This is a genomic window from Desulfovibrio ferrophilus (assembly GCF_003966735.1).
Lineage (GTDB): Bacteria > Desulfobacterota > Desulfovibrionia > Desulfovibrionales > Desulfovibrionaceae > Desulfovibrio_Q > Desulfovibrio_Q ferrophilus.
On sequence record NZ_AP017378.1, the window covers coordinates 3370558 to 3394548 of the forward strand.

The 23991-nt window shown below is 57.4% G+C and carries 19 protein-coding genes; 11 read left to right on the plus strand and 8 right to left on the minus strand.

All coding sequences use genetic code 11. The annotated features are described in order from the left end of the window. The first annotated feature begins 16 nt into the window (after positions 1-16). The 5 genes from groL to EL361_RS15470 all read left to right on the plus strand — a co-directional run bounded on the left by groL (position 17) and on the right by EL361_RS15470 (position 6776). A complete protein-coding gene (groL, locus tag EL361_RS15450) occupies positions 17-1663 on the plus strand; it encodes a chaperonin GroEL (protein ID WP_126380845.1) in 1647 nt (548 codons plus the stop codon). 158 nt (positions 1664-1821) lie between these two features. Then, complete coding sequence (locus EL361_RS15455; protein WP_126380846.1) at positions 1822-4425, plus strand: cobyric acid synthase; 2604 nt, start codon at positions 1822-1824, stop codon at positions 4423-4425. Positions 4426-4836: 411 nt separating this feature from the next. Then, complete coding sequence (locus tag EL361_RS15460; protein WP_126380847.1) at positions 4837-5235, plus strand: Ros/MucR family transcriptional regulator; 399 nt, start codon at positions 4837-4839, stop codon at positions 5233-5235. Positions 5236-5316: 81 nt separating this feature from the next. Next, positions 5317-5982, plus strand: coding sequence for an ABC transporter ATP-binding protein (locus EL361_RS15465; protein ID WP_126380848.1), 666 nt, complete (start codon positions 5317-5319; stop codon positions 5980-5982). Then, a complete protein-coding gene (locus EL361_RS15470) occupies positions 5979-6776 on the plus strand; it encodes an ABC transporter permease (protein WP_126380849.1) in 798 nt (265 codons plus the stop codon). The genes EL361_RS15465 and EL361_RS15470 overlap by 4 nt, the downstream gene beginning before the upstream one ends. Positions 6777-6902: 126 nt before the next feature. On the opposite strand, the gene EL361_RS15475 is transcribed toward EL361_RS15470, so the two are convergent. The 3 genes from EL361_RS15475 to purD form a co-directional block, all read right to left on the minus strand. Beyond that, on the minus strand, positions 6903-7742 hold the full coding sequence (locus tag EL361_RS15475) for a class I SAM-dependent methyltransferase (protein ID WP_172961791.1): 840 nt from the start codon (positions 7740-7742) through the stop codon (positions 6903-6905). Positions 7743-8077: 335 nt separating this feature from the next. Further along, entirely contained in the window at positions 8078-8566 is a 489-nt protein-coding gene (gene purE, locus EL361_RS15480; protein WP_126380851.1) for a 5-(carboxyamino)imidazole ribonucleotide mutase, read from the minus strand. 3 nt (positions 8567-8569) lie between these two features. Then, positions 8570-9844, minus strand: a complete 1275-nt coding sequence (gene purD, locus EL361_RS15485) for a phosphoribosylamine--glycine ligase (RefSeq protein WP_126380852.1) — start codon at positions 9842-9844, stop codon at positions 8570-8572. 441 nt (positions 9845-10285) lie between these two features. On the opposite strand from purD, the gene EL361_RS15490 reads away from it, so the two are divergent. After that, positions 10286-11521 (plus strand): methyltransferase domain-containing protein, encoded by a 1236-nt coding sequence (locus tag EL361_RS15490; protein ID WP_126380853.1) that lies wholly within the window; start codon positions 10286-10288, stop codon positions 11519-11521. Positions 11522-11876: 355 nt separating this feature from the next. Here EL361_RS15490 and uvrA read toward each other — a convergent pair whose 3' ends face one another. After that, the gene (gene uvrA, locus EL361_RS15495) at positions 11877-14639 is read right to left on the minus strand and encodes an excinuclease ABC subunit UvrA (RefSeq protein ID WP_126380854.1); all 2763 of its coding nucleotides are present in this window, start codon (positions 14637-14639) and stop codon (positions 11877-11879) included. A gap of 247 nt (positions 14640-14886) precedes the next feature. Next, on the minus strand, positions 14887-16269 hold the full coding sequence (locus tag EL361_RS15500; RefSeq protein ID WP_126380855.1) for an MATE family efflux transporter: 1383 nt from the start codon (positions 16267-16269) through the stop codon (positions 14887-14889). 202 nt (positions 16270-16471) lie between these two features. On the opposite strand from EL361_RS15500, the gene EL361_RS15505 reads away from it, so the two are divergent. From EL361_RS15505 to EL361_RS15520, 4 genes are all read left to right on the plus strand, one after another. Next, on the plus strand, positions 16472-16924 hold the full coding sequence (locus tag EL361_RS15505; RefSeq protein ID WP_126380856.1) for an Lrp/AsnC family transcriptional regulator: 453 nt from the start codon (positions 16472-16474) through the stop codon (positions 16922-16924). 221 nt (positions 16925-17145) lie between these two features. Beyond that, complete coding sequence (locus tag EL361_RS15510) at positions 17146-17505, plus strand: cupin domain-containing protein (RefSeq protein ID WP_126380857.1); 360 nt, start codon at positions 17146-17148, stop codon at positions 17503-17505. Positions 17506-17730: 225 nt separating this feature from the next. Next, on the plus strand, positions 17731-18207 hold the full coding sequence (locus EL361_RS15515) for a hypothetical protein (RefSeq protein WP_197723441.1): 477 nt from the start codon (positions 17731-17733) through the stop codon (positions 18205-18207). Positions 18208-18234: 27 nt separating this feature from the next. Beyond that, positions 18235-18888 carry a cyclase family protein gene (locus EL361_RS15520; RefSeq protein ID WP_197723442.1) on the plus strand — a complete coding sequence of 218 codons (654 nt, stop codon included), beginning with the start codon at positions 18235-18237 and terminating at the stop codon, positions 18886-18888. 31 nt (positions 18889-18919) lie between these two features. Here EL361_RS15520 and EL361_RS15525 read toward each other — a convergent pair whose 3' ends face one another. The 3 genes from EL361_RS15525 to EL361_RS15535 form a co-directional block, all read right to left on the minus strand. After that, positions 18920-20845 carry an ATP-binding cassette domain-containing protein gene (locus EL361_RS15525; RefSeq protein ID WP_126380858.1) on the minus strand — a complete coding sequence of 642 codons (1926 nt, stop codon included), beginning with the start codon at positions 20843-20845 and terminating at the stop codon, positions 18920-18922. A gap of 19 nt (positions 20846-20864) precedes the next feature. Next, positions 20865-21359: a YajQ family cyclic di-GMP-binding protein gene (locus EL361_RS15530; protein WP_126380859.1), complete on the minus strand. Its 495-nt coding sequence runs from the start codon at positions 21357-21359 to the stop codon at positions 20865-20867. 72 nt (positions 21360-21431) lie between these two features. Next, on the minus strand, positions 21432-22859 hold the full coding sequence (locus tag EL361_RS15535) for a DEAD/DEAH box helicase (RefSeq protein ID WP_126380860.1): 1428 nt from the start codon (positions 22857-22859) through the stop codon (positions 21432-21434). A 368-nt stretch (positions 22860-23227) separates the two neighbouring features. On the opposite strand from EL361_RS15535, the gene EL361_RS15540 reads away from it, so the two are divergent. Beyond that, complete coding sequence (locus EL361_RS15540) at positions 23228-23566, plus strand: cupin domain-containing protein (protein WP_197723443.1); 339 nt, start codon at positions 23228-23230, stop codon at positions 23564-23566. The last annotated feature ends 425 nt before the right edge of the window (positions 23567-23991 follow it).

Here is a 23991-nt window from a genome sequence, read left to right on the forward strand (position 1 = left end):
TTAAGGAGCATATCCAATGTCCAAAGAAATTCTTTTTGACGCCAAAGCTCGCGAGAAGCTGAAAATCGGTCTCGACAAGCTGGCCAATGCTGTGAAAGTGACCCTCGGACCCAAGGGCCGTAACGTTGTCATCGAGAAGTCTTTCGGCTCCCCGATCATCACCAAGGACGGCGTGACCGTTGCCAAGGAAATCGAGCTTGAGGACAAGTTCGAGAACATGGGCGCCCAGATGGTGAAGGAAGTCGCTTCCAAGACCTCCGACGTTGCCGGTGACGGTACCACCACTGCCACCATCCTGGCTCAGGCCATCTTCTCCGAAGGCGTGAAGCTGGTTGCTGCCGGTCGTAACCCCATGGCCGTCAAGCGCGGCATCGACAAGGCCGTTATTGCCCTGACCGATGAGCTGTCCAAGATTGCCAAGCCCACCCGTGACCAGAAAGAGATCGCCCAGGTTGGCACCATCTCCGCCAACAACGATGCCACCATCGGCAACATCATTGCCGAGGCCATGAACAAGGTCGGCAAGGAAGGCGTTATCACGGTTGAAGAGGCCAAGGGCCTTGAGACCACCCTGGACGTTGTCGAAGGCATGCAGTTCGACCGTGGTTACCTCTCCCCCTATTTCGTCACCAATCCGGAAAAGATGATCTGCGAAATGGCCGATCCTCTGATCCTGATCAGCGAAGGCAAGATCTCCAACATGAAGGAGCTGCTGCCCGTACTCGAGCAGACCGCCAAAATGTCCAAGCCTCTGGTGATTCTCGCCGAGGACGTGGACGGCGAAGCTCTGGCTACCTTGGTGGTCAACAAGCTGCGTGGTACCCTGAACGTTGTCGCCATCAAGGCCCCTGGCTTTGGCGATCGCCGCAAGGAAATGCTCAAGGACATCGCCGTGCTGACCGGCGGTCAGGTCATCTCTGCTGACCTGGGCATCAAGCTCGAGAACACCACCGTGGCTGACCTCGGTACCGCCAAGCGTGTTGTGATCGACAAGGAAAACACCACCATCGTCGATGGCGCTGGTGAGGGCGATGAGATCAAGGCTCGTGTGGGCCAGCTGCGCGCGCAGATTGACGAGTCCACCTCCGCGTACGACCAGGAAAAGCTTCAGGAGCGCCTGGCCAAGATCGTGGGTGGCGTGGCCGTCATCAACGTCGGTGCTGCCACCGAGACCGAGATGAAGGAAAAGAAAGCCCGCGTCGAAGACGCTCTGAACGCTACCCGCGCTGCCGTCGAAGAGGGCATCGTTCCTGGTGGTGGCGTCGCTCTGGTGCGTTGCTCCAGCGTGCTGGGCAAGATCAAGCCCGCCGATGACGACGAAGCTGCTGGCGTTGCCATCATCGCTCGTGCCATCGAAGAGCCCCTGCGCATGATCTCCAACAACGCCGGGCTGGAAGGCTCCATCGTTGTGGAGAAGGTCCGTGACGGTAAGGGTGGCTTCGGCTTCAACGCCGCCAACGGCGAGTACGGCGACCTGATCAAGGCCGGTGTCATTGACCCCAAAAAGGTCACCCGCACCGCGCTGCAGAACGCTGCTTCCGTGTCCGGCCTGCTGCTGACCACCGAATGCGCCATCTGCGAGAAGCCTGAGCCTGCTGGCGCTGGCGCTCCTGCCATGCCTGGTGGCATGGGCGGCATGGGCGGCATGGGCGGCATGTACTAAGCCACTCACGCTTCCAAGCTCGATTATACGGGGCCGTTCCGAAAGGGACGGCCCTTTTTTGTTGCCAAACAAGTGGGCCCGCTCGTTGGAGATGTGTCCTAATCAAAAGGGCTTTCAGCCCCTTTGCCTTCAAGACGCTTAATGCTAGTTTGCGCCCCATGAACGACTTCACGCACGGCGGGCATATCCGTCGACTTTCCGAAGCTGCGGGATGCAATCGTGGCGAGCTTGTGGACTTTTCGGCGAACATCAATCCGCTGGGACTGCCGGACTGGTTTCGTGGGCTTATTGCCAGTGAATTGTCCGGGCTGACGCATTACCCCGATCCATATTGTGGCGAGTTGACTCAGTCCGCGGCTGAACGCTTTGGCGTGGCAGCGGAGGAAGTCATTGCGGGCAACGGCTCCACCGAGATTCTGTATGCCTTGTGTCCTGCTTTGAATATCCGTCGGGCTATCGTGCCTGTTCCGTCCTATACGGATTATCGCCGGGCCTGCGAATTGTCGGGTGTTGACGTCGAGGCCTTTGTGCTGGATGAGGCCGCTGGCTTTGCCGTTGATTTCGATGCTCTTGCCGAGTGGTTGGAGAGTGGTGGCTCAGAAGATTGCGCCGTTTTTCTGGGGCAGCCCAACAACCCCACGGGCGCATGCTTTGATCCCGACGAGCTGCGGACATTGGCGGAACGTTTTTCCGAAACCTGGTTTGTGGTGGACGAGGCCTTTGCCGATTTTGTTCCGGGGCTGGACCGGTTGGCGTCTTCCCGCCCGGCCAATGTGATTGTTCTGTATTCCCTGACGAAATTCTATGCGGTTCCGGGGTTGCGTCTGGGCCTTGGATTTGCGGCATCTGATGTGGCCAAGACCATCACCGGGCGCATTCCTCCCTGGTCCGTGAACGGTCTGGCTCAGGCCGTGGGGTGTCGTGCACTGGAAGATTCGGAGTACGCGTTGCGTACGGTGCAGGCTGTGGAGGCTTTGCGCGATGAATTGCAGGCGTCCTTGTCTGCGTTGCCCGGGCTGACGGTGTTTCCGGGGACGGCTAATTTTCTGCTCTGCCGTATCGACAGAACGGACCTGGATGCCTCGACGCTGGCAGAGCGACTTCTTGAGCAATGGATAGCTATTCGTGTCTGCCAAAGTTTCGATGGGTTGGATGACAGATTCTTTCGGGTGGCGGTTCGCCCCGCGCATGAGAATGCACAGCTCATCTGCGCGTTGGAGCAGGTCTTTGCCGTGTCATCGGTTGCAAATGGACCTGTTCTGCATCTGAAGAAGCGCCGGACCCCGGCCCTCATGGTCCAGGGCTGTTCATCCAATGCGGGCAAGAGTGTGCTGGCTGCGGCCTTGTGCCGGATTCTGTTGCAAGACGGGTATGACGTCGCTCCATTCAAGTCACAGAACATGTCGCTCAATTCCTTTGTGACCCGTGATGGTGGCGAGATGGGGCGGGCTCAGGTCACCCAGGCCCAGGCCTGTCGCTTGGACCCGGATGTGCGCATGAATCCTGTGCTGCTCAAGCCCAGTTCGGACGTGGGCTCGCAGGTGATCATCATGGGGCAGCCCATCGGCAATATGAAGGTGAAGGAATATGTGCGCTACAAGCCCGAAGCCTTTGCCCGGGCCAAGCAGGCCTATGATTCCCTGGCGGCTGAGCACGAGGTCATGGTGCTGGAGGGAGCCGGTAGTCCGGCGGAGGTGAACCTGAAGCGTCACGACATCGTGAATATGGCCATGGCTCGATATGCCAATGCTGGTGTATTGCTGGCTGGGGACATTGATCGGGGCGGTGTGTTTGCCTCGTTCGTGGGTACCATGGAGCTGCTGTCCGAATGGGAACGCGCCCTGGTGCGCGGTTTTGTGGTCAACAATTTCAGGGGGGATGCCTCCCTGCTGGACGAGGCTTTGACGATCACCACGGACCGTACGGGAGTGCCCTTTGCCGGGGTGGTGCATCATCTGACTGATTTGGGATTGCCCGAGGAGGATTCGGTCTCCTTCAAGAGTGGAGTGCTTGATCGCCTCCCTTCCGCTGAGCGGGTGGTGGATATTGCGGTGGTGGATGTGCCGCATATCTCCAACTTTACAGATCTGGACGCCCTGTTGGGTGAGCCGGACGTTCATCTGCGCGTGGTGCGTCGGGTTGCTGACCTGGGTTCTCCGCATGCCGTGATTTTACCGGGCAGCAAGAACGTGGTGGCGGATATGCATTTCTTGCGTGAAACAGGCATGGCCCAGGCTCTGTTGGATCTGGCAACCCAGGGCGAGACCGAAATCGTTGGTATCTGCGGGGGCTTCCAGATGTTGGGCCGGACGATCAGCGATCCACTGGGCCTTGAATCCGGTGGCGAGTTGGCGGGATTGGGACTATTGCCTCTGGCTACAGAGCTGGCGCCGGAAAAGACATTGATCCGTGCCAGGGCCACGCATCTGGGTACGGGTGAGGCGCTTCATGGGTATGAGATCCATCATGGCCGTACGATTCCCCTTGGCGCCACACCGAAGATTTGCGTCATGCGCAGTGATGGCGAGCCCCTTGGCTATGAGGATGCGTCTGGGCTGGTCTGGGGCAGTTATCTGCATGGCCTGTTCGATGCCGATGTATTTCGTCGCCGCTTTGTGGATCAACTCCGCAAACGCAGTGGGCAGGAGCCTCTGGGGCGGGTTGTGATGGCCTATGACCTGGAATCCGCCTTGGATCGTCTGGCCGATGCGGTGCGCTCCAGTCTGGATATGAAATCCGTCTATCGGATGTCAGGGTTGTGATGATTGTTGCTGCGCAATAATTGCGGTTGCAAGGTGCATTTGAGCGGTGGGGTGGGGCGATAATTGCTCTGCCCCTTTATGTTTTTTGATTTGTATGCGTTTGCAACGTGTTGATACTGTGGGACTTTGGTGCTGACTCTTGCACATTGACGTTGCATTCGTGAATTACATCACGAAGTGTATGAATGCCGTGACAAGGTCCGATATAACCGAGAAAATTCATTAAATTAGGTGTTTGAAACTGTTTTGGGCATACGTAGGGACAAATATTGAGTGATGATGTTTCACGGTAGAATCCCCGGAAGAGTCTGGAAAGCAAGCGTATTTCGATATTTAATAGAAAAAAGTCGTTGCTTCCCGTATTGCATTCAGCTATGCAGTGCGCATCTATATTGAACCTGGAGGAATACAATGGACGAATATTTGAAAGAAGCTCTTGAGATCGTGAAGGCGCAGGCGAGCGTCCGTAATATGACCGAAGAAGAGATCATTTCCATGGTGGAGAAGCTGGCCAAGGGCATCGGCTCCATCAGCGAGGGTGTTGAAGAGGCCGCTGAGGCTCAGAACCCCGCCGTTGATCCCAAGAAGGCCATTCGTGAGAAGAGCATCATCTGTCTCGAATGTGGCAAAAGCTTCAAGGTGCTGACCAAGCGCCACCTGATCACTCACGACCTGACTCCTTTGGAATACAAGGAGAAGTGGGGCTACACCAAGAAAACCTCTTTGGTCTGCAAAAGTCTCGCTCGTGAGCGCCGCAAGAAGATGGCCGACATGAAGTTGTGGGAACGCCGCGGCAAGAACAAGAAGTAACACAACTTCGACATGATAATGACACGGAAGGCCCGGCTGCAAAGCCGGGCCTTTTTTGTGGTGAACTGTTAGGATGCCCACATGAATGTCTTTGATCTTTCTGCATTGGACTTTACTTGGCCCGATGGTGCTCCCTGTTTGTCCGGCATCGATTTCATCGTAACACGAGGTGAATTCGTGTTGCTCAAGGGGCCCTCCGGGGGCGGTAAATCGACGTTGCTCCGAGTCTTGGCACGGTTGGAACAGCCAGCTTCAGGAGGCTTGCTGTATCAGGGTAAATCCCTTGATTACCTGCCGCCGGAACACTACCGGCGCGAGGTCTGTCTGATCCAACAGACCCCTTGCATTGTCTCGGGCAGTGTGCGCGATAATCTGCTGTTGCCGTTTTCCTTTCGTGCCAATCGGGAGTTGAATCCCCCCGCTGACGATGCCCTGCGGCAAGGGCTCGATTCCCTGTTGCTGTCGGGTGTGTTACTGGATATGGCAGCCAAAAAGCTCTCGGTGGGGCAGCGCCAGCGTCTGTGCCTGTTGCGGGCCATGTTGCTTGGGCCCCAGGTCATGTTGCTGGATGAACCGACCAGTGCGTTGGACCCTGAAAGCCGACGGGTGGTGGAGGATACTGCCGAACGTCTGTGCGCGGAGCTGGGGGTGACGGTGCTTCTGGTGAGCCATAATGAATATGCGCCAAGAACCGTCCCCTTCAGGACCGTAAACGTGGCGGCCTGTCGCCTTGAGGAGGAGTTATGACCGGTACCGGACCCATTGCCATCGGGCCGGAACAACTGGCTCTGACCCTTGTCTTCGTGCTCGTGGCAGGCGGAATTTCTCTGGCCTATAATCTGGGGCTGCACAAGAGCTTGGCTGTGGGTGCGGTGCGTACCTTCGTCCAACTTTTCCTGATGGGCTATGCCCTGAAATATGTCTTTGCCCTGGAGATGGGGTTGTTGGTAGTGGCTGTGTTTGCCGCCATGGTGGCTGCTGCCGCGCATATCGTGCATGGGCGGGTGCCCGAGCGGGACGTGGCCTTTGGCCTGCCCGTGTTCGGGGCCATGGTGGCGACCTACATGCTGGTTGCCACCACCGTCACCGGAGTCATTATCGGCGCAGACCCGTGGTGGGAACCCCGCTATTTCCTACCCATCGGCGGCATGGTGGCCGGCAACTCCATGAATGCTCTGTCCATCTCCCTGGAACGGCTGTTCTCATCCCTTCGTGCCCGACGCGAGGAGATTGAAATGAAGCTTTCCCTCGGGGCGGATTACCGCGAGGCCAGTAATGACATCATGCGTGAGGCCATCCGTGCGGGCATGATTCCTTCCATCAATTCACTGATGGGGGTGGGTTTGGTGTCCATTCCGGGCATGATGACCGGTCAGATCATTGCCGGAGCCGATCCGGCCATGGCCTGTCGCTATCAGATCGTGGTGATGCTGATGATAGCCGCAGCCACGGCCCTGTCTTCATTCATCGTGGTGACCATTGTACGGCGTATGTGCTTTGGGGCGGACTATCACCTGTTGTTGCGTAAAGACGGGGATTAAATCTGGCGTTCAGGCTAGAGATATTTTCCAGCATGCAGTGAGGGGCCCGAATCGGGCCCCTTGTTTTTTGCTTGCAGTCATCCCGGCGAAGCCGTGACAGGTATGAGCCGAGTACCGGATTGCTGGTTATTTCCTGCCTGAGATCAGTTGCAGCATGTCCTGCCCTCCGGGCCAATCCTGATGGAAGATGGTGTCGTTGAAGCCAGCTGTCTTCAACAGCTGATGGTATTCCTCGTCAGTCCAGGCCTGCACGGTATTGCGGTAGCTCTGCAGTGTGCCCGTTTCTGGAATTGCCACGTGGAAACATTGCAGGGCAACGTTTTGTTCTGGGTACCAGTGGCTACTGGTCAGGCAGAGGTGTGGATTGTCGGAGAAGAGACCACTCTGCGCCGTATACCAGCCATTGCCCTGAGCGATGCCTTGGACTGCGGCATGAGTATGGGCCTCAAGCACGATTCGTCCACCCGGAGCCAGTGCCTTGTATGCCTTGGTCAGCAGTTTGGCACAGTCTTCAGGTGGGAAGATATTCAACTCGCCGTAAAGCAGCGTCACCAGATCGTACGGTTCTTCGAACTCTTCATGAAGTACATTGCCGAGTGCGAAGGTACACTGGTTGGGTTTTTCATAATGGAGCTTGGCGTGATCGATGGAAGCCGGTCCGAAATCCATACCCCGATAGGTGTGCCCCTGGTTTGTAAAGTGAGGGGCATACAGTCCAGGGCCGCACCCCAGATCCAGAATGCTGGAAGGGGTGTCACCAAGAATTTCATGATGAAGCCAACGAGCCTGGGCCTGTATTGTTTCGCTTCGCCTGCTGGCCAAATCATGGTCCTGAGTCAGGTGCTCGTAAAGCATGCGGTGACTGAACTCCGGATCATTCCAGGGAATTTTGTACGCTCCGGACCACAGGGCATTGGGGATGGGGATGGAGTCGAGGGTCTTGATAATGTCGTGATGGAGTAGCATAGCCATATCCTCATGAGACCGGGCAGTACCCGGGCTGAGTGCATACGTATTAACGGAGCCGACGCTTGGGCGTCGCTCCGACTCTGTCGGGGGGTATGATGAACCGGCACCTGCGGGGCAGGACGGTTCGAGGAGTGGCTAGTACATAACGCGGGTTGGATACATCTCCTGTGTGGAGTTGTAAAGAGTGTACGTTACGAAATATTCAGTCTTCAGATAGTGTGGCCGTCAAGGATGAAGATATGAAATCGCCCCCGCGTGCGGAGCATGCGGGGGCGAAAATGAACTTGCAGCAAGCAGCTTCCGTCCGGGCGGGTACTGCTGTTGATAGTCGCTTATTTGTTCAGGCTGGCGGCAGCCTTTTCCACGGAGGTCTTGAAGTCTTCACGTACGGCCAGCAGTTTGGCTTCGATGTCCTTGTCGGACAGCGCCAGGATCTGGGCGGCCAGCCAAGCGGCGTTGCGTGCCCCGGCCTTGTCCAGAGCGACTGTGCCTACCGGGAATCCCGGAGGCATCATCACTGTTGCCAGCAGGGCGTCCATGCCACCCAGTTCCGAGGCGGTGATGGGGATGCCGATGACCGGACGGATGGTCTTGGCGGCCACGGCTCCGGCCAGATGCGCGGCCATGCCTGCGGCACAGATGTAGACCTGGCAATTTTTCTCTTCCAACTCGGCGACGAGTTTGGCTGTGCGTTCGGGGGTGCGATGCGCACTGGTCACGGTAAAGGTGTAGTCGATGCCCAGTTTGTCCAGAATGTCTGCGCAGGGGCGGACTTTCTCCTCGTCGGAGATGCTGCCCATGAAAATGGCTACACGGCTCATGACTTAGCTCCTTTTGAGTCCTTTGTCGCCGATGTCACGGCGGAAATAGCAGTTATCGAAATGGATTTTTTCAATGGCCTGATAGGCAAGTTCCTTGGCGGAACTCAGATCAGCCCCCAGAGCCGTAACACCCAGGATGCGGCCGCCGGAGCTCAGAATCTTATCTCCCTCGGCCTTTGTTCCCGCTTGGAAGACCTTGACCTTGTCCATGGCGTCGGCGTCGGCCAGGCCGGTGATTTCCATGCCTTTGGGGTAGCTCTTGGGGTAACCCTCGGCTGCCAGGACAACACAAACACTGGTTTCGTCATTCCAGTCGATGCTCATCTCGTCCAGGGTGCCGTTGACGCAGGCCATCATGATCTCGAAAAGGTCAGAGTCCAGGCGTGTCAGCAGGGGCTGGCATTCGGGATCACCGAAGCGCACGTTGTACTCAAGCACCTTGGGGCCTTCATCGGTATACATCAGCCCGGCATAGAGTACGCCCTTGAAGGGGTGTCCAGCCTTGGCCATATGGCGAATGATGGGGGCCAGGGTCATTTCGGCAGTCTTTTCGTAGTCAGCCTTGGGCAGGATGGGGGCGGGGGTGTAAGCGCCCATGCCGCCGGTGTTGGGGCCTTTGTCTCCTTCGTAAACGGCCTTGTGGTCCTGGGAGGAGGGCATGACACTGATGTTCACACCATCGGAGAAGGCCAGGAACGAAGCTTCTTCGCCAATCAGGGCGTCTTCGACCACAACACGTTCTCCGGCTGCACCAAAGACCTGCTTGACCATCATCTCGTCCAGAGCCTCCAAGGCCTCTTCGCGAGTTTTGGCTACGACCACTCCCTTGCCAGCGGCCAGGCCATCGGCCTTGATCACGCAGGGCATGGAGCGTTCGTCAACGTGCGCCCGGGCCTGATCGTAGTCATCGAAGACTTCAAAATCGGCAGTGGGAACACCTGCGGCGCGCATCACGGTCTTGGAAAAGGCCTTGGAGCCTTCCAGTTGTGCGGCAAAGGCATTGGGCCCGAAGCAGGTGATGCCTTCCTGGTCCAAGGTCTCCTTGAGGCCGAGTACCAACGGCAGTTCGGGGCCGGTGACCACCAGATCAATGGCGTTGTTTCTGGCGAAGGCGGCGATGGCTGGCAGATCGTCGTCATTGATGTCGACGTTTTCACCCAATTGGGCGGTACCGCCATTGCCGGGGGCGATGAACATCTTGTCCACCTTTGGGCTTTGGGCGAGCTTCCAGGCCAGGGCATGCTCCCGGCCTCCGGAACCAACGATGAGAATACGCAAGGCGTCCTCCTCTGCTCGGCCACTGGGGGCCGAAAGGGGTGTCGAAAAAATAAGCGGGGGGCGCGGGGTGCGGGTGGTTCCCGGAATGGTCCCGGCGTCCCTCCGTCGGGTCGTCTGGATCGGTTGCGTGTATCTATCGTACCTGTGGCTCAAAGGCAAACTTGCGCCGTCAGGCAAACTCGCTGCGGGGGCGCCATGGTGGAGAACCAGCAAGGGGGCAAAGCTCCAACGACATTGACTTCCGTCGTGCACTCAAGGCATGTTCATGTCATGAGCGGAAATTGTCCTACCGGTAATTGAATCGAGGGTGACATGACTGCCTGTCTTATGCGCCGCTGGGTGTAGGCTACTCATTCGGACTTGCTACATCGTGTTGGTGATGTGCACACTGGGCGCACTCCGTAGGTGTATGTTTTTGTTTCTGACAGAGAGGGAGATTCAATGATCGAGGATGTACTGGGCGAAGCCATCGACGCCCCACTGTCACGCGGCATGCAGGCCGAGGTGGAGTTCACGGTTCGCTGGAGTTCCGATGAAGCCTCCCACGAAGAACGATACCTGGCGCGCAAGGTTGACCCGCATCGGGATTTTTTTCCCCCCGGCATGGATGCTCCGCTCAAGGGGGCTGAAGTTGGGACCACGTCTACGGGCGATTATATTCCCGGCAAAGTCGTCCCTGGCCAGCGGCCGCGAAAGATTGCTACCCTTGATCGTGGTTGTTTCAAACCCATGAAGATTGGTGGGCGTACCGTGGAGCCTGTCTCCGGGCGGTTTTATCCCTATCAGTTGCTCGGTTCGCATCCCGGTATTCGAACCACGGACGTCCGTCCCGCATTTCGTGTTGTGGATGTGCGCGGCTCTGAAGTCAAAGTCGATTTCAACCATCCGCTGGCCGCGCGGCATCTGGCAGTGGAGGCACGATTGGTCAAGGTGTATGATCGCCGCTCGCGTGGGAAATTGCCCGACTGGATGGAAGAAATCTGTATGAATGGACCGGGCATGCAGGCTCGGACAGGCGGATTGCGGACAAAGTTTGACGTGGACTATGCTCTCCAGCGCCAGGACGAGGACGACTCCGGATTCTATGCTCAGCCTCGGCAGGTCGACCACGTGGATAAAACGGCCTTGCGTCTGATTCGTGAGGAGTACACGAAGCGTTTGTCGACGGGGGCCAAGGTCCTTGACCTGATGAGCAGCAAGCAATCCCACCTCCCCGAAGACATGGACCTTGCGGTGACGGGCCTGGGGATGAATGTGGAAGAATTGGGCGCCAATACGCTTCTGATGGAGCGTCTGGTCCATGACCTGAACGCCGAGCCTGCTCTGCCTTTTGGCGACGCATCTTTCGACAACGTGGTCAACAGCCTGTCCGTGGAGTATCTGACCAATCCCCGTGCTGTGACTGCCGAGGTGCTACGAGTCTTGCGCCCCGGTGGGCAGTTCATGGTCAGCTTTTCCAATCGCTGGTTCCCGGAAAAAGTCACGGCCCTGTGGACAGAACTGCACGATTTCGAACGCATGGGCTTGGTGCTGGATTACCTGCTGGAGGCAGGCTTCAAGGACTGCTGGACGGTGTCCATTCGCAATCATTGGCGGCCCAAGGACGATCCTCATTTTGCCAATACTTGGGATTCCGATCCCGTCTTTGTCGTCGGGGGCGTAAAAACCAACTCATAGACGCTCATCTATTTTGTTGCTGCGTGCCGTTCAAACTCTCGCATATCTCAGATATGCGTCGAGCTTGAATTGCTCTTGCGCCTCATATCTGACCATCTCTGAGTTGGTTTTACCTGATGTGTCGGGCAACGCATTGAAAGATAAGTGTTTTTTAGCGCTTTGCATTCAACCACTCCTGATCCGTTTTGATGCTGCGCCACTTTTGAAGAAGGAAAGGCCGGAAAGCAGGAAAGGCTGGAACACACATAATTCGTTTAAGATTTACCAATAGACAATGGCCCGCCCCGGAGCATCCGGGGCGGGCCATTTGTGTTGCTTTTGAAAAGGGGCTTCCCTTTCCTCCGCAGGTCGTGCATCAATCCAGCAAAAACTTGCCGGTTACGGATTCGGGATTGGCGGCGATGTCCTCGGGGGTGCCTTCGGCCACCACCAGGCCGCCGTGTTCGCCTCCGCCGGGGCCGAGGTCCAGCACCCAGTCCGAAGCCTTGACCACGTCCAGATTGTGCTCGATGACCAGCACGGAGGCGCCCCGATCCACCAGTCGATGTAACACCTTGATCAGCTTGCCCACCTCGTGCATGTGCAGGCCAGTGGTGGGTTCATCCAGGATGTACAGGGTGCCGGGCAAGCTTCGCTTGCCCAGTTCGCGGCTGATCTTGATGCGTTGGGCCTCGCCACCGGAAAGGGTGGTCGCGGGTTGTCCCAGGCGTAGATATTCCAAACCCACATCTTCCAGGATAGACAGACGGCGCACGAGTGCTGGATAGTTTTCGAAGAATTTCAGGGACTGGCGCACCGTGAGGTTCAGGACCTCCGAAATGTTCAACCCCTTGTAGGTCACGTCCAGGGTCTCGCGATTATAGCGCTTGCCCTTGCAGACGTCGCATTTGACGAACACATCAGGCAGAAAGTGCATTTCCACGCGGATATGCCCGTCGCCCCGACAGGATTCGCAGCGCCCGCCACGCACATTGAAGCTGAAGCGCCCAAGCTTGTAGCCCCGGGCCTTGGACTCCTTGGTGCCCGCAAAAATCTTTCGGATTTCGTCGAAGATTTTGGTGTAGGTCGCGGGGTTGGAGCGTGGCGTGCGGCCAATGGGCGTCTGGTCGATGGACACGATGCGTTCGATCTTGTCGATGCCGTCGATGCCCGAGAGTTGGCCCGGGTTGTCTACCTTGATGCCACGCGCCAAGGCCAGATGCTTGTACAGAGTATCCACCACCAGCGAACTCTTGCCCGAACCGGAAACCCCGGTGACACAGGTCAGACTGCCCAGAGGGATACTCACATCCAGGCCGCGCAGATTGTTGGTAGTCACGTTTTTCAGGGTAATGGAGCCGTTGGCCGGGCGTCGCTGTTCGGGTTGCTCGATGGTCAGATCGCCACGCAGATACTTGGCAGTCAGGCTCTTCTTGCTTTTCATCAGGTCGGGGACGTTGCCCTTGTAGACGATTTCGCCGCCAAGCCAGCCCGATCCCGGTCCAAGTTCGATGACATGGTCGGCATTTCTGATGGTGGCTTCATCGTGCTCGACCACCAACACTGTATTGCCCCTGCCCTGCAACTCGCGCAGGGTTTCCAGAAGCCGGTCATTGTCGCGCGGGTGCAGGCCGATGGACGGTTCATCCAGAACATAGGTCACGCCCACCAACCCGGAGCCAAGCTGGCCTGCCAGACGGATGCGCTGGGCCTCACCACCCGAAAGGGTACTCATGTTGCGGGCGAGCGAGATATAATCCAGGCCGACATTGACCAAAAATCTCAATCTGTGAGTGAGTTCCTTCATCAGTGGCTCAGCGACGGGAGCTTGTGCGTCGTTGAAGCTCAGTCCTTGCAGCCACTTCAGGGCACGGCGGATGGACAGGCTGGTGAATTCAAAGACGTTCAGATCTTCCACTCGGGCAGCCAGCGTTTCGGGGCGCAGGCGCGCGCCGTTGCAGGCCGGACAGGGCCGTGCCTGTCTGAAGCGAGAGAGCTCGTCGCGCCAGACATGGCCAAAGCTCATGCCCGCTTCAAGCATGGCAAGTACACCTTCCCAGTCGACTGTAGCGTCGCCATGGAACAGTGCCTGATGGGCGTCCTCGGAGAATTCACCAATGGGTGTCTTCAGGCTGAAGCCGTGACGTTTGCCTAATTTTTTGAGCTTGCCCTCATAGCGTTCGAACACTCGCGGGTTCTTCCAAGGGATGATGGCACCCCCTGCCAGTGAGAGTCCTTTGTTAGGAGCCAGAAGATTAGGTTCGAAATAATCTACACTGCCGATGCCTGAGCAAACCGGGCACGCCCCTTGGGGGCTATTGAAGGAGAAAAGTTGAGGAGACAGGGCTGGGAGGCTGACCCTGCAATGCGTACAGACGGATTCGGAGCTGAAGAGGATGTCTTCTCCGTCCCGATCGCCGCCTACCAGATTCACGGTTAACCGCCCCTGACCATAGCGCAGGGCCAGTTCCACGGAGTCCGCCAAGCGCTTGCGCATGCCTTCGCGGACCACGAGACGGTCCACGACAAGATCTACGCTGTGCTTCTTTTTCTTGTCCAGCTCGGGCAGTGGTTCGAGGTTTGTGACTTTGCCGTTCACGCGCACTCGCACAAAGCCTTCGGACAAAAGCTTTTTCATGCGATCAGCATGAGTGCCTTTCTGATGTTCGGTCAGCGGGGCCAGGAGTAGAAACTTGCTGCTTTCGGGCAAGGCCATGATCTCGTCCACGATCTCGTCTGAGGACTGGGAACGGATGGGCCTGCCACAATCCGGGCAGTACATGGTGCCCAAGCGGGCAAAGAAGACGCGGAGGAAATCGTAGATTTCCGTTACGGTGCCGACGGTGGAGCGTGGGTTGCGTGAGGTTGTCTGCTGCTCGAGGGAAATGGCCGGGGACAGGCCTTCGATCTTGTCGACTTTGGGTTTGTCCATCTGCGGCAGAAACTGGCGAGCATAGGCAGACAGGGACTCCACGTAGCGCCGCTGTCCCTCGGCATAGATGATATCGAAGGCGAGGGTGGATTTGCCCGAGCCACTAGGGCCACAGACGACCACAAGTTTCCCGCGCGGGATGTCCAGATCCAGGTCTTTCAGGTTGTGGTGTCTGGCACCTTCTATATGGATGCAATCGTGATTCATATGTTTGGCTTGTCCGTGCGGGCAGTGAAACACTGCGCGGTTTCGGTGAGACTGGGTTTGATGAGAGAAGTCCTTGGTGCCGAGCTTAGGATTGTAGTCATTTGCCATTGAATGGCAAGGAACTAGGAATAATTCCTAGTAAAGAACAGCATTTCAGTGCCTTGGGTGGATGAAAGCAATGCGCAGATTAATGAGGTCTATCACAGACCACGCGGGCAGCCTTGTCAGCGGGGGCCTCGCCTGCACATTAGTGCTCAATCACAGACAATTTCTTCCATCGCCCGCTTCTGAAGCGCAGGTAAGCAAATCCGGCGTATACGATCAGGAACGTCACGAGGCAGGTCCAGGCGGCATACAGCCCAAGGTGCAGCACCTCCACCACGATGAAAGTGGGCAGGATCATGACGAACAGGGACATGAAACCGGCCAGCAGCATGATATAGCGGGTGTCGCCCGCGCCTTTGAGAGCGCCCGTGTAAGCTATGACGACGCCGTCGAAGACGGTGTAGGCCACCACAAACAGCAACAGGATACGCCCTGTTTCGGCGATGGGTGCGTATTGTGCGACGGTGTAGGCCGCAGGTTTGAACGCGGCAAGCAGCGGTTCGGGGAACAGGACGAAGATCGCCCCGATGGACAGTCCCCAGGCCACACACAGCTGGACGCAACTCTTGGTCGCTTCTTCTCCGTCCTGCGGGCGTTTGGCACCAATGGATTGGCCCACCAACGTCTCTACGGCGATATGCAGCCCAATCATGGGCAGAAACGTAAAGTGGTTTAGGCTGAAGACCATGTTCGTGGCCGCCAATTGGTCATTGCCGATGCGTCCCACAATGAGCACAAAGGCCATGAAGCCGAACACGTCCAAAAAGAATTGCGCCCCGCCTGGAGCACCGAATTTCAGGAGTCTGCCAAACAACTCTCGATCGAGTCCGAAAGAGGAGATCATGCGATATTTTTCTTCATATCTGCGCCGAAAGATCAAAGCGGCGAAGAGGACTGCCGTCAAACCCCAGGCAAAGACCGTGGCGTATCCAGCACCTTCAATACCCATTTCGGGCGCACCCCATGCGCCGTTGATCAGGGCGTAATCCAGCGGGATGTTCACGGCGGCTCCGATCATGTTCACCAGCATTACTGGCCGGGTCAGTCCGCGCCCTGAATAGAAGGTGGAGAGAGCCATGGCCAGAATGTTGAGCACGGCACCGAAACACAGGATGCGGAAATAGCTGATTTCCATGACCTGTACCTCTGGCGTATGGCCCACAAAGGCAAAGAACTGCGGGGCGGGCAGGCTGAGAACGGCAATGATTACACCGGAAGCCAAGGCCAGCCAGACGCCTTGCCACAGGGCCGAGCCCAGCCGTTCGTGCCGTCCGGCTCCGGTGTATTGAGCCACGAATACGTTCACGTAGCTGACCATGCCCATGAAGAAGGCCATCAGCGTGAAGTTGGTGATGCTGGCCGACAGCGAGGCTGCGAGCGTTTCCAAAGAATACTGCGCCAGGAATATTCTGTCCGTGAATTGGGTGACAGTGGCCGACAGCATGCTTGCCATCAGCGGCAAGCCGATGTGCAGGACGTGGCGGTATCCATTGGGGGCGTTCCAGCGCCGAGTAATGGCGTTCATATCTGATCCTGAATCTGAAGTCTGTTTTAAACAAAAGGGCTATATTGACAGGGCTTTCTGCTGGTGCCGGAAGATAGGGACGACGAGTGATCCTGTCAATGATGCTTGACAAGGGGCAGGGCTTCTCTGGCTGAATTTGACGAATCAGGGTTTACGACGCCGCTTTGCTTGTGTATCGTTCGTTGAAAAGGAGAATATCCGAATGATTGACGATATTGATGTGCAAATTTTGACGATCTTGCAGGAGAATGCCAGGACTTCCAATGCGGAGATTGCCCGGCAGGTGGGCAAGACGGCGTCTGCAGTGTTTGAACGTATCAAAAAGCTCGAAAAGACAGGAGTTGTCAAGGGCTACACCGCGGTGGTGGATCCTGCCGCCCTGGAATGTTCCGTACTGGCCTATGTGTTTCTCCGGCTTTCACCGCATCGTCTGGCGCGGACGGTAGGTGCGCAATTGACCGAGATCGCGGGCATACAGGAAGTGATTCATATGACCGGCGAGGAATGCTTTCTGGTCAAGGTTCGCTGCAAGGACACTGAAGCTCTGGAGCGTATTGTCATGAGCATCAATGATATCGACACAGTGAGTAGTACCCGAACCGTCATTGCGTTCCGAGCCATGCGGGAAAGCCTGGTGATTCCGGTTGGCGGCTGAAAAGGGCGCATCTGCTGCGTTGCTACTGCCCGTTCGATTCCTCGCCTATGTTTTGATAGGCGTCGGCCCCGCACAAACATCGCGCCTGGCGTTCACACCCTTTTGGGCCACCAACGGGAGAGCGGGAGTCGTGCAAAGCAGTGTCCCTGGAAACTGAAGGAGAAGGACGGCGCATTATTCGAATCAGATATTTTGATTCGCCAATCATGGAGGGAAACGACATGGACAAAGTCAATCTGAAGGACAAGCTGGCGCTGTTCAGCGACTTGTGGAGTCCGAAAATTGTCGGGCAGGTGGGCGATATGCACTTGAAGCTCGGCAAGATCAAAGGCGAGTTCGAATGGCATTCTCATGAGAATGAAGATGAATTGTTCTATGTGGTTCAGGGCCGCATGATCCTGCGCTTTCGCGACAAGGATGTGGTGCTGGAGCCGGGCGAGTTCATCACCGTGCCCAAGGGTGTGGAACATATGCCCGTGGCCGAAGTGGAGACGCACCTGCTGATGATTGAACCGGTGGGGACGGTGAATACCGGTGATAATGAGGGGTCTTCCAGAACCGTCGAGCCAGAGTGGATCTAATTGGCTGTTGATAAAGGCTCGATTACTTCGTTGCTGCGAAAGCGCCGAGCCTTCACGTATGCCTAAATACGCATCAGGCTCGGCTTTCCTTGCGCCTCGTGCTCAAGCCTTTTTGAACAGCCAATGGGATGAATAGTGTCTGTGGGGGTGCTGAGTAGCTCGTAGCAAAGGCAGAACCATGGATGTTGTTTGAAGAGAATTTGACGTTCGAAAAAGGAAGTCGCCATGAATACATTCACTATGTCTGAGCCGTGTGAACTGCGGCCCATCCGGTTCATGGAATTGCTGGAATTTGATGGATGGCGGATCAAGGTCTACGGCATTGCCTATGGCCGCGAGGAGCCGAGGTCGGAACTGATGGCTGCGGCGCGTGTTCTGGCGCGCCGGGCGTTTCCCAGGCCTGCATGCGAGGATGGGCGTTATGGGGTCGGGTATCTTGGTGTGCACGACGGGCGTGGATCTAACTTTGTGTTTACGGATTGGTGGGCCGACGAGAATGAGTTGCACCACCATGTGTTCATTTCACCGAGCGATGATCCCGAAGCTCTTGAAGAATTTACCGCCACAGGCGTCTCGGCCTGCATCTGGGACATGAAAGTCATGTGTTTTGAGCGCGATACCTGGGTGAAAAAGGTGCTGCGCAACCCTGACGGGCCGGATTTGCAGGCGTATCTGGAAACCGGACTGGAAGGGGAATATTGAAACAGTGTTGGGCCCAAGGAGGAGCAGTTGCTTATTGACTTGTCTCATAACATCGTCGCCGGCATGACGACCTTTCCCGGTCTGCCCGGACCAGTCCTCGGGGAACACCTGTCACGCGAGGCATCAAAGGCGCACTATGCACCGGGAACCACTTTTCACATAGGAAGCATCGACATGGTGGCCAATACGGGCACCTATCTGGATGCTCCGTTTCATCGCCATGAGAATGGTGTGGATGTGGCAGGCCTGAGGCTGGAGAGTCTTGCCGATGTGCCCGTGGCACTGTTGCGGCATCCCTTGAAAGCTGGGCGAGCCATCGATGCAGAGGCTTTTCAGGGGCTGGATGTGCGCGGCAAGGCCGTGGTGGTGGCCACTGATTGGTCCCGCTATTGGGGCGATGAGGCGTATTTTACTGGCTATCCATTTCTTACTGAGCAGGCTGCGAAGTGGTTGCGCGATGCTGGGGCAGCGTTGGTAGGTATCGATTCCCTGAACATCGACGACGATACGGATCCGACCCGTCCGGTCCATACCATCCTGCTGGGGGCGGGCATCCCCATCGTTGAGCATTTGACCCGCCTGGACGAAGTCCCTGAGGATGGGGCGCGGTTCTTTGCAGTCCCTCCGAAGGTTTGCGGGTTGGGATCATTTCCGGTGCGGGCATTCGTGCTTTGCTCGTGAGTACCCCAGTGCGGAAATTTTTATTGGCCCATTAGTCTTCGGCTAACTCTTCCAGCCGAGCCTCAATGGTTTCCCAGCGCTCCAGCGCAGATTCAAGCTCGGCTTCCAATGTCCCCAGTTCAGCTGCCTTGGCGGTGATGGCCTCGTGGCCCTTGGCCAGGAAGTCGGGGTCGGCAAGCTGGGTGTTGAGCATGTCCTGGGCCTGTTCCAGAGCATCCATGCGCTCAGGCAGGGCGTCCAGTTCGTCACGCAGTTGGTCGCGCTCACGCTTTTCGCCAAAGCTCAGCTTGCGCTTGCTGGTGGGTTGGACCTTGGGTTTGCAGATTTTGACTTTGGGCGCGGTCCGAACTTCGGGTTCCGGCTCGGGGCGTTGGCGCAACCAGTCGTCGTAACCGCCAACATATTCGCGGACAGCTCCGTTTTCCAAGGCCAGAGTGGAGGTGACCACGTTGTTCAGGAAGGCGCGGTCGTGGCTGACGATGAGCACGGTGCCAGAATAGTCCAGCAGGCGTTCTTCCAGTAGGTCCAGAGTCTCGGCATCCAGGTCGTTGGTGGGTTCATCCAGCACCAGCACGTTGGAAGGCCGGGTAAAGAGTTTGGCCAGCAGCAGGCGGTTGCGCTCTCCGCCCGAGAGTACGGAAACCGGGACCATGGTCCGGTCCGGCGGGAACAGAAAATCCTTCAGATATCCCACCACATGCTTGCTGCCTTCGCCGATGGTGACCACATCATTGCCGCCCGCGATGTTGTCGCGAACGGATTTGTTCAGGTCCAGCTCACCGCGCAGTTGGTCGAAGTAGGCCACTTCCAGTTGCGTGCCCATGCGCAGCTCGCCGCAGTTTGGTGCGAGCTTGCCCAGCAGCAGTTTGAGCAGTGTGGTCTTGCCCGACCCGTTTGGGCCGATGATGCCCACCTTGTCCCCGCGCAGGATGGTCGTGGAGAAATCACTGAACACCGGCGTTTCACCGTAGCCGAATCCCACGCCTTGGGCTTCGATCACCAGTTTGCCTGATTTGTTCGCTTCCTGAACCTGCATCTTGACGCTGCCCATGCGTTCGCGCCGGGCGGCGTGTTCACGACGCATCTGCTTGAGCGCTCGAACACGGCCCTCGTTACGGGTGCGCCGGGCCTTGATGCCTTGCCGAATCCAGACTTCCTCGCGGGCCAGTTTTTTGTCGAACTCGCGGTGGTGTTTGTCCTCGGCGTCCAGATGTTCCTGTTTACGCTTCAGGAAGGTGTCGTAGTCGCAGGACCAGTCGAAGATCCGTCCGCGATCCAGCTCGATGATTCTTGTGGCCAGCTTGCGCAGCAGCATCCTGTCATGAGTCACGAAGAACAGGGTTTTGACCTTGCGCAGCAGGAAGTCTTCCAGCCATGTGATGGATTCGATGTCCAGATGGTTGGTGGGTTCGTCCAGAAGCAGCAGGTCAGGGTCCGAGGCCAGAGCGCGAGCCAGCAATGTCCTGCGCTTCAGACCACCAGAGAGGGTGGAGAATTCGGCTTCCGAGTCCAGCTTCAGGCGTGAAAGCACCGTTTCCACGGTGCGGTGCGCTTCCCAGCCTCCACCTGAATCAAGGGCATGCTGGGCGTCCTGCAGCCGGGAGAGCAGTCCCGAGTCTTCGGGAGTGGACTCCAATTGCTGCGAGATGGCGTGATACTGGATGAGGGCATCGCCCAGTCCCGCCACGCCGGTCGCCACCACATCGAAGATTCTGCCGCTGATGTCCGTGGGCACATCCTGTTCCAGACGCGCCACACGCATGCCCTGAGCCGTGGCAACGACCCCCGCGTCGGGAACCAGGTCGCCGGACAGAAGCTTCATGAGTGTGGATTTGCCCTCACCGTTGCGACCCAGCAGGCAGATCCGTTGTCCGGGTTCCACCTGCAGGTTCACATCGTCAAGAAGCTTGGGGCCACCAAAGGACAGGCTGACGTCCTGAATGCTGATCAAGGCCATGAGAGTCGGTCCTGTCCTGCTAGTTCTTCATGTTCACGAATTGCAGGGGCAGTTCAAGGTCCTTGCTGTTCAGCATCTGGATGACGGTTTGCAGGTCATCCAGCTGTTTGCCGGTGACGCGAACCTGCTCGTCCTGGATGGCGGCCTGGATCTTCTTGAGCTTCTGATCCTTGATCAGCTTCACGATCTTTTTGGCGTTATCCTTGTCGATGCCTTCGCGGATCTTGATCTGCTGCTTCAGCGTACCGCCGGAAGTGGGTTCCTCCTGGCCGAATTCCAGGACCTTGGGGTCCACCTTGCGGCGCATGCAGTGCGAAATGAGCATTTCGCGCACGGCGCGGATCTTCATCTCGTCACCGGTGTGCAGATTCAGGACTTTGTCCTTGCGGTTCAGGGTCAGCTCCGTGGTAATACCTCGGAAGTCATAGCGGGTCTGGACTTCCTTGAGCACGTTGTTCACGGCGTTATCCACTTCCTGCATGTCCACTTGGCTCACGATGTCGAACGAGGGCATATTTTTACTCCGTCGATTTGGTTGAAGCAAAGGTCAAATCCGGGGAGCACCTCCCGGAATAGCATTTTATCCTCAGCGAGAGGCGCGGCGTCGTCCGCTGGACGGCTGGCTTCGGCGTTGACCGCCACCAGCGCTGGAGGGTTGGCTCCGGCGTTGTCCACCGCCACTACCGCCGGAAGGCTGGCTTCGGCGCTGTCCGCCACCACCGCTGGATTCGTTGCTGCGGCTGCTACCGCCACCGTTGCCATTGCCACCGTTGCTGCGGCTGCTACCGCCACCGTTGCTGCCCCTGCGGGAGCGACCGGGCCTGCCAGCACCAGCCTTGGCGCGGGGCGGACGTGGGGGACGATGATTGTCATTGCTGCCAATGGGCTTGGGCGCATTGTAGTCGAAATCATCCAGCACCACGCGGGCAATCTTTTCGCCAATGGCGCGTTCGATGTCACGCACATCCGAGGTGTCCTCGGGGGTGACGAAGGTCAGAGCGTCGCCCGTACGGGCAGCACGACCGGTGCGGCCAATACGGTGGGTATAGGCGTCGGCAGTGTCGGGTACGTCAAGGTTGATGACATGGGTCACGCTGGAGACATCGATGCCGCGAGCGGCAATGTCCGTGGCGACCATGATGTCGTAACGTCCAGCCTTGAAGCCGGACAGTGCCTCTTGGCGACGGTTCTGCGACAGGTTGCCCTGCAGGCTGGTAGCCTTGTGTCCGGCACGCTCCAGCTGCTGAGCCAGGCGCTTGGCCCTGTGCTTGGTGCGGGTGAAGACCAGCACCGAGCCGGTGCGGGTGATGCCCAGCACATGCTTGAGCAGGCTGGTCTTCAGGTGCCCGGGCACGGGGTACAGGGAGTGCGATACGGTTTCGGCAGGCATGGCCAGACCGATCTTGACCACCTTGGGACTGTTCAGGGCTTCGTCAGCGAGCTTGCGGATGTCCGTGGGCATGGTGGCCGAGAAGAGCATGGTCTGTCGTTTGGGCGGTGCCTGGGACAGGATGCGTCTGATGTCGGGCAAAAAGCCCATGTCGAACATGCGGTCGGCCTCGTCCAGAACCAGAATCTCGAGCCTGGAGAGGTTGGCATGGCGATCGTTCATCAGGTCCAGCAGGCGGCCCGGACAGGCCACAACGATTTCGGCGCCGCGCCTGAGCTTGTTAATCTGGGGTGATTTGCCCACACCGCCGTAGACGGTGATGGAGCGCAGGCCGGTCTTGCGGCCCAGAGAAATGATTTCGTCGTTGATCTGCTCGGCCAGTTCACGGGTGGGAGCAACGATCAGTGCACGCAGATGTCCGCGTGGCCCTGCGGCCAGCCGCTCCAAAAGCGGCAGGGCGAAAGCGGCCGTTTTGCCGGTACCGGTCTGGGCCAGGCCCAGGATGTCCCGCCCTTCCAGAGCTGGCGGCATGGCCTGCTCCTGAATGGGGGTGGGGGAGGTAAATCCGGCAGCAGCGATGCCCTCACGAATGGAGGGACGCAGGGAAAAGCAATCGAAAGTCATGAAAATCCTATTGTAAAAAAGAAAATAGCCCCGCGACGCAGTTGGCGACGCGGTTCCTCAGTTGATGACACTCTATCGGTCATCCTGGGGTCGCTTTGGATCGGAATGCTGATCAATCGCGGGGAGGGGATAGACCCAGCGCATGGTGGCTCAGCGAGGAGTCACCGGGGCGGGCCCGACAGATGTGTTCACGCCCTATATAGGGTTCAGTGTGCAGATGTAAAGGGGATATTGATCATATGCGGATTTTTTATCCAGAGTTTGATATACATCAAAGGAGTCCGCGAAGAGCGGCCTTACTGTGAAGTTGAGCCGGGATGAACCTGGCAAAAATGACACTAAGCTGGAATTCCGGCATGGAGGATGACATGGAACTTATGAAGAATATTCCCTTTTCCGAGGCTCTGGATATCGGCGCTCTGGTGGACTATGAAGAGGGCCGCGTGGTGAGCCGCACCCTGGCTCAGAAGCCTACGGTCAATGTAACCCTGTTTGCATTCGACTCGGGCGAGGGCATCAGCTCCCATTCGTCGCCGGGTGATGCCTTTGTGCACATCCTGGACGGTGAAGCCCAGGTCACCGTGGGTGGTTTGACCCACACCGTGAGCGCCGGACAGTGCATCGCCATGCCAGCCAACGTGCCTCATGGGTTGGAAGCGGAAAAGCAGTTCAAGATGATGCTCGTGGTCGTCAAGCCTGAAAAGTAGGGATTGTTGAAAAACACGTGTCTGCGGCGTTGTTTCAAGGAACTGAAGACCTCGTGTACTAAGGAGTACACGAGGTCTTCAGTTCCTCTCACGCCTAGCATCCGCACATTTTTGAACAATCCCGAACACTGTTCTTTGCATCTGCTTTGTTGCTGCGGAAAAGTGAAACCCTCATGTATGTCGAATACAGTTCTGCTCTCTGTATCCGTAAGACTCGTAGACTCGTCTAACGGCAAACAGGTTGTCGGTCTTCACTTTTCCTTGTGCCTTGCATCTGCACGATCATGGATAGCCCCGCTGGGTTGATGCATCTAGGGCGATGCTTTTATCATTTGTAAGGCTCGTGGCTTATCAACGGCTGAAGGGAGGCTCCGCACATTTTTGAACAGCCTCTGGGAGACCGCTTCGTGTGTCTTTTTTAGTCA

Bases quoted from the DNA above. Each gene is read 5' to 3' on its own strand.
- groL (WP_126380845.1), top strand. From the start codon at position 17: ATGTCCAAAGAAATTCTTTTTGACGCCAAAGCTCGCGAGAAGCTGAAA.
- EL361_RS15455 (WP_126380846.1), top strand. From the start codon at position 1,822: ATGAACGACTTCACGCACGGCGGGCATATCCGTCGACTTTCCGAAGCT.
- EL361_RS15460 (WP_126380847.1), top strand. From the start codon at position 4,837: ATGGACGAATATTTGAAAGAAGCTCTTGAGATCGTGAAGGCGCAGGCG.
- EL361_RS15465 (WP_126380848.1), top strand. From the start codon at position 5,317: ATGAATGTCTTTGATCTTTCTGCATTGGACTTTACTTGGCCCGATGGT.
- EL361_RS15470 (WP_126380849.1), top strand. From the start codon at position 5,979: ATGACCGGTACCGGACCCATTGCCATCGGGCCGGAACAACTGGCTCTG.
- EL361_RS15475 (WP_172961791.1), bottom strand. From the start codon at position 7,742: ATGCTACTCCATCACGACATTATCAAGACCCTCGACTCCATCCCCATC.
- purE (WP_126380851.1), bottom strand. From the start codon at position 8,566: ATGAGCCGTGTAGCCATTTTCATGGGCAGCATCTCCGACGAGGAGAAA.
- EL361_RS15490 (WP_126380853.1), top strand. From the start codon at position 10,286: ATGATCGAGGATGTACTGGGCGAAGCCATCGACGCCCCACTGTCACGC.
- uvrA (WP_126380854.1), bottom strand. From the start codon at position 14,639: ATGAATCACGATTGCATCCATATAGAAGGTGCCAGACACCACAACCTG.
- EL361_RS15500 (WP_126380855.1), bottom strand. From the start codon at position 16,269: ATGAACGCCATTACTCGGCGCTGGAACGCCCCCAATGGATACCGCCAC.
- EL361_RS15505 (WP_126380856.1), top strand. From the start codon at position 16,472: ATGATTGACGATATTGATGTGCAAATTTTGACGATCTTGCAGGAGAAT.
- EL361_RS15510 (WP_126380857.1), top strand. From the start codon at position 17,146: ATGGACAAAGTCAATCTGAAGGACAAGCTGGCGCTGTTCAGCGACTTG.
- EL361_RS15515 (WP_197723441.1), top strand. From the start codon at position 17,731: ATGAATACATTCACTATGTCTGAGCCGTGTGAACTGCGGCCCATCCGG.
- EL361_RS15525 (WP_126380858.1), bottom strand. From the start codon at position 20,845: ATGGCCTTGATCAGCATTCAGGACGTCAGCCTGTCCTTTGGTGGCCCC.
- EL361_RS15530 (WP_126380859.1), bottom strand. From the start codon at position 21,359: ATGCCCTCGTTCGACATCGTGAGCCAAGTGGACATGCAGGAAGTGGAT.
- EL361_RS15535 (WP_126380860.1), bottom strand. From the start codon at position 22,859: ATGACTTTCGATTGCTTTTCCCTGCGTCCCTCCATTCGTGAGGGCATC.
- EL361_RS15540 (WP_197723443.1), top strand. From the start codon at position 23,228: ATGGAACTTATGAAGAATATTCCCTTTTCCGAGGCTCTGGATATCGGC.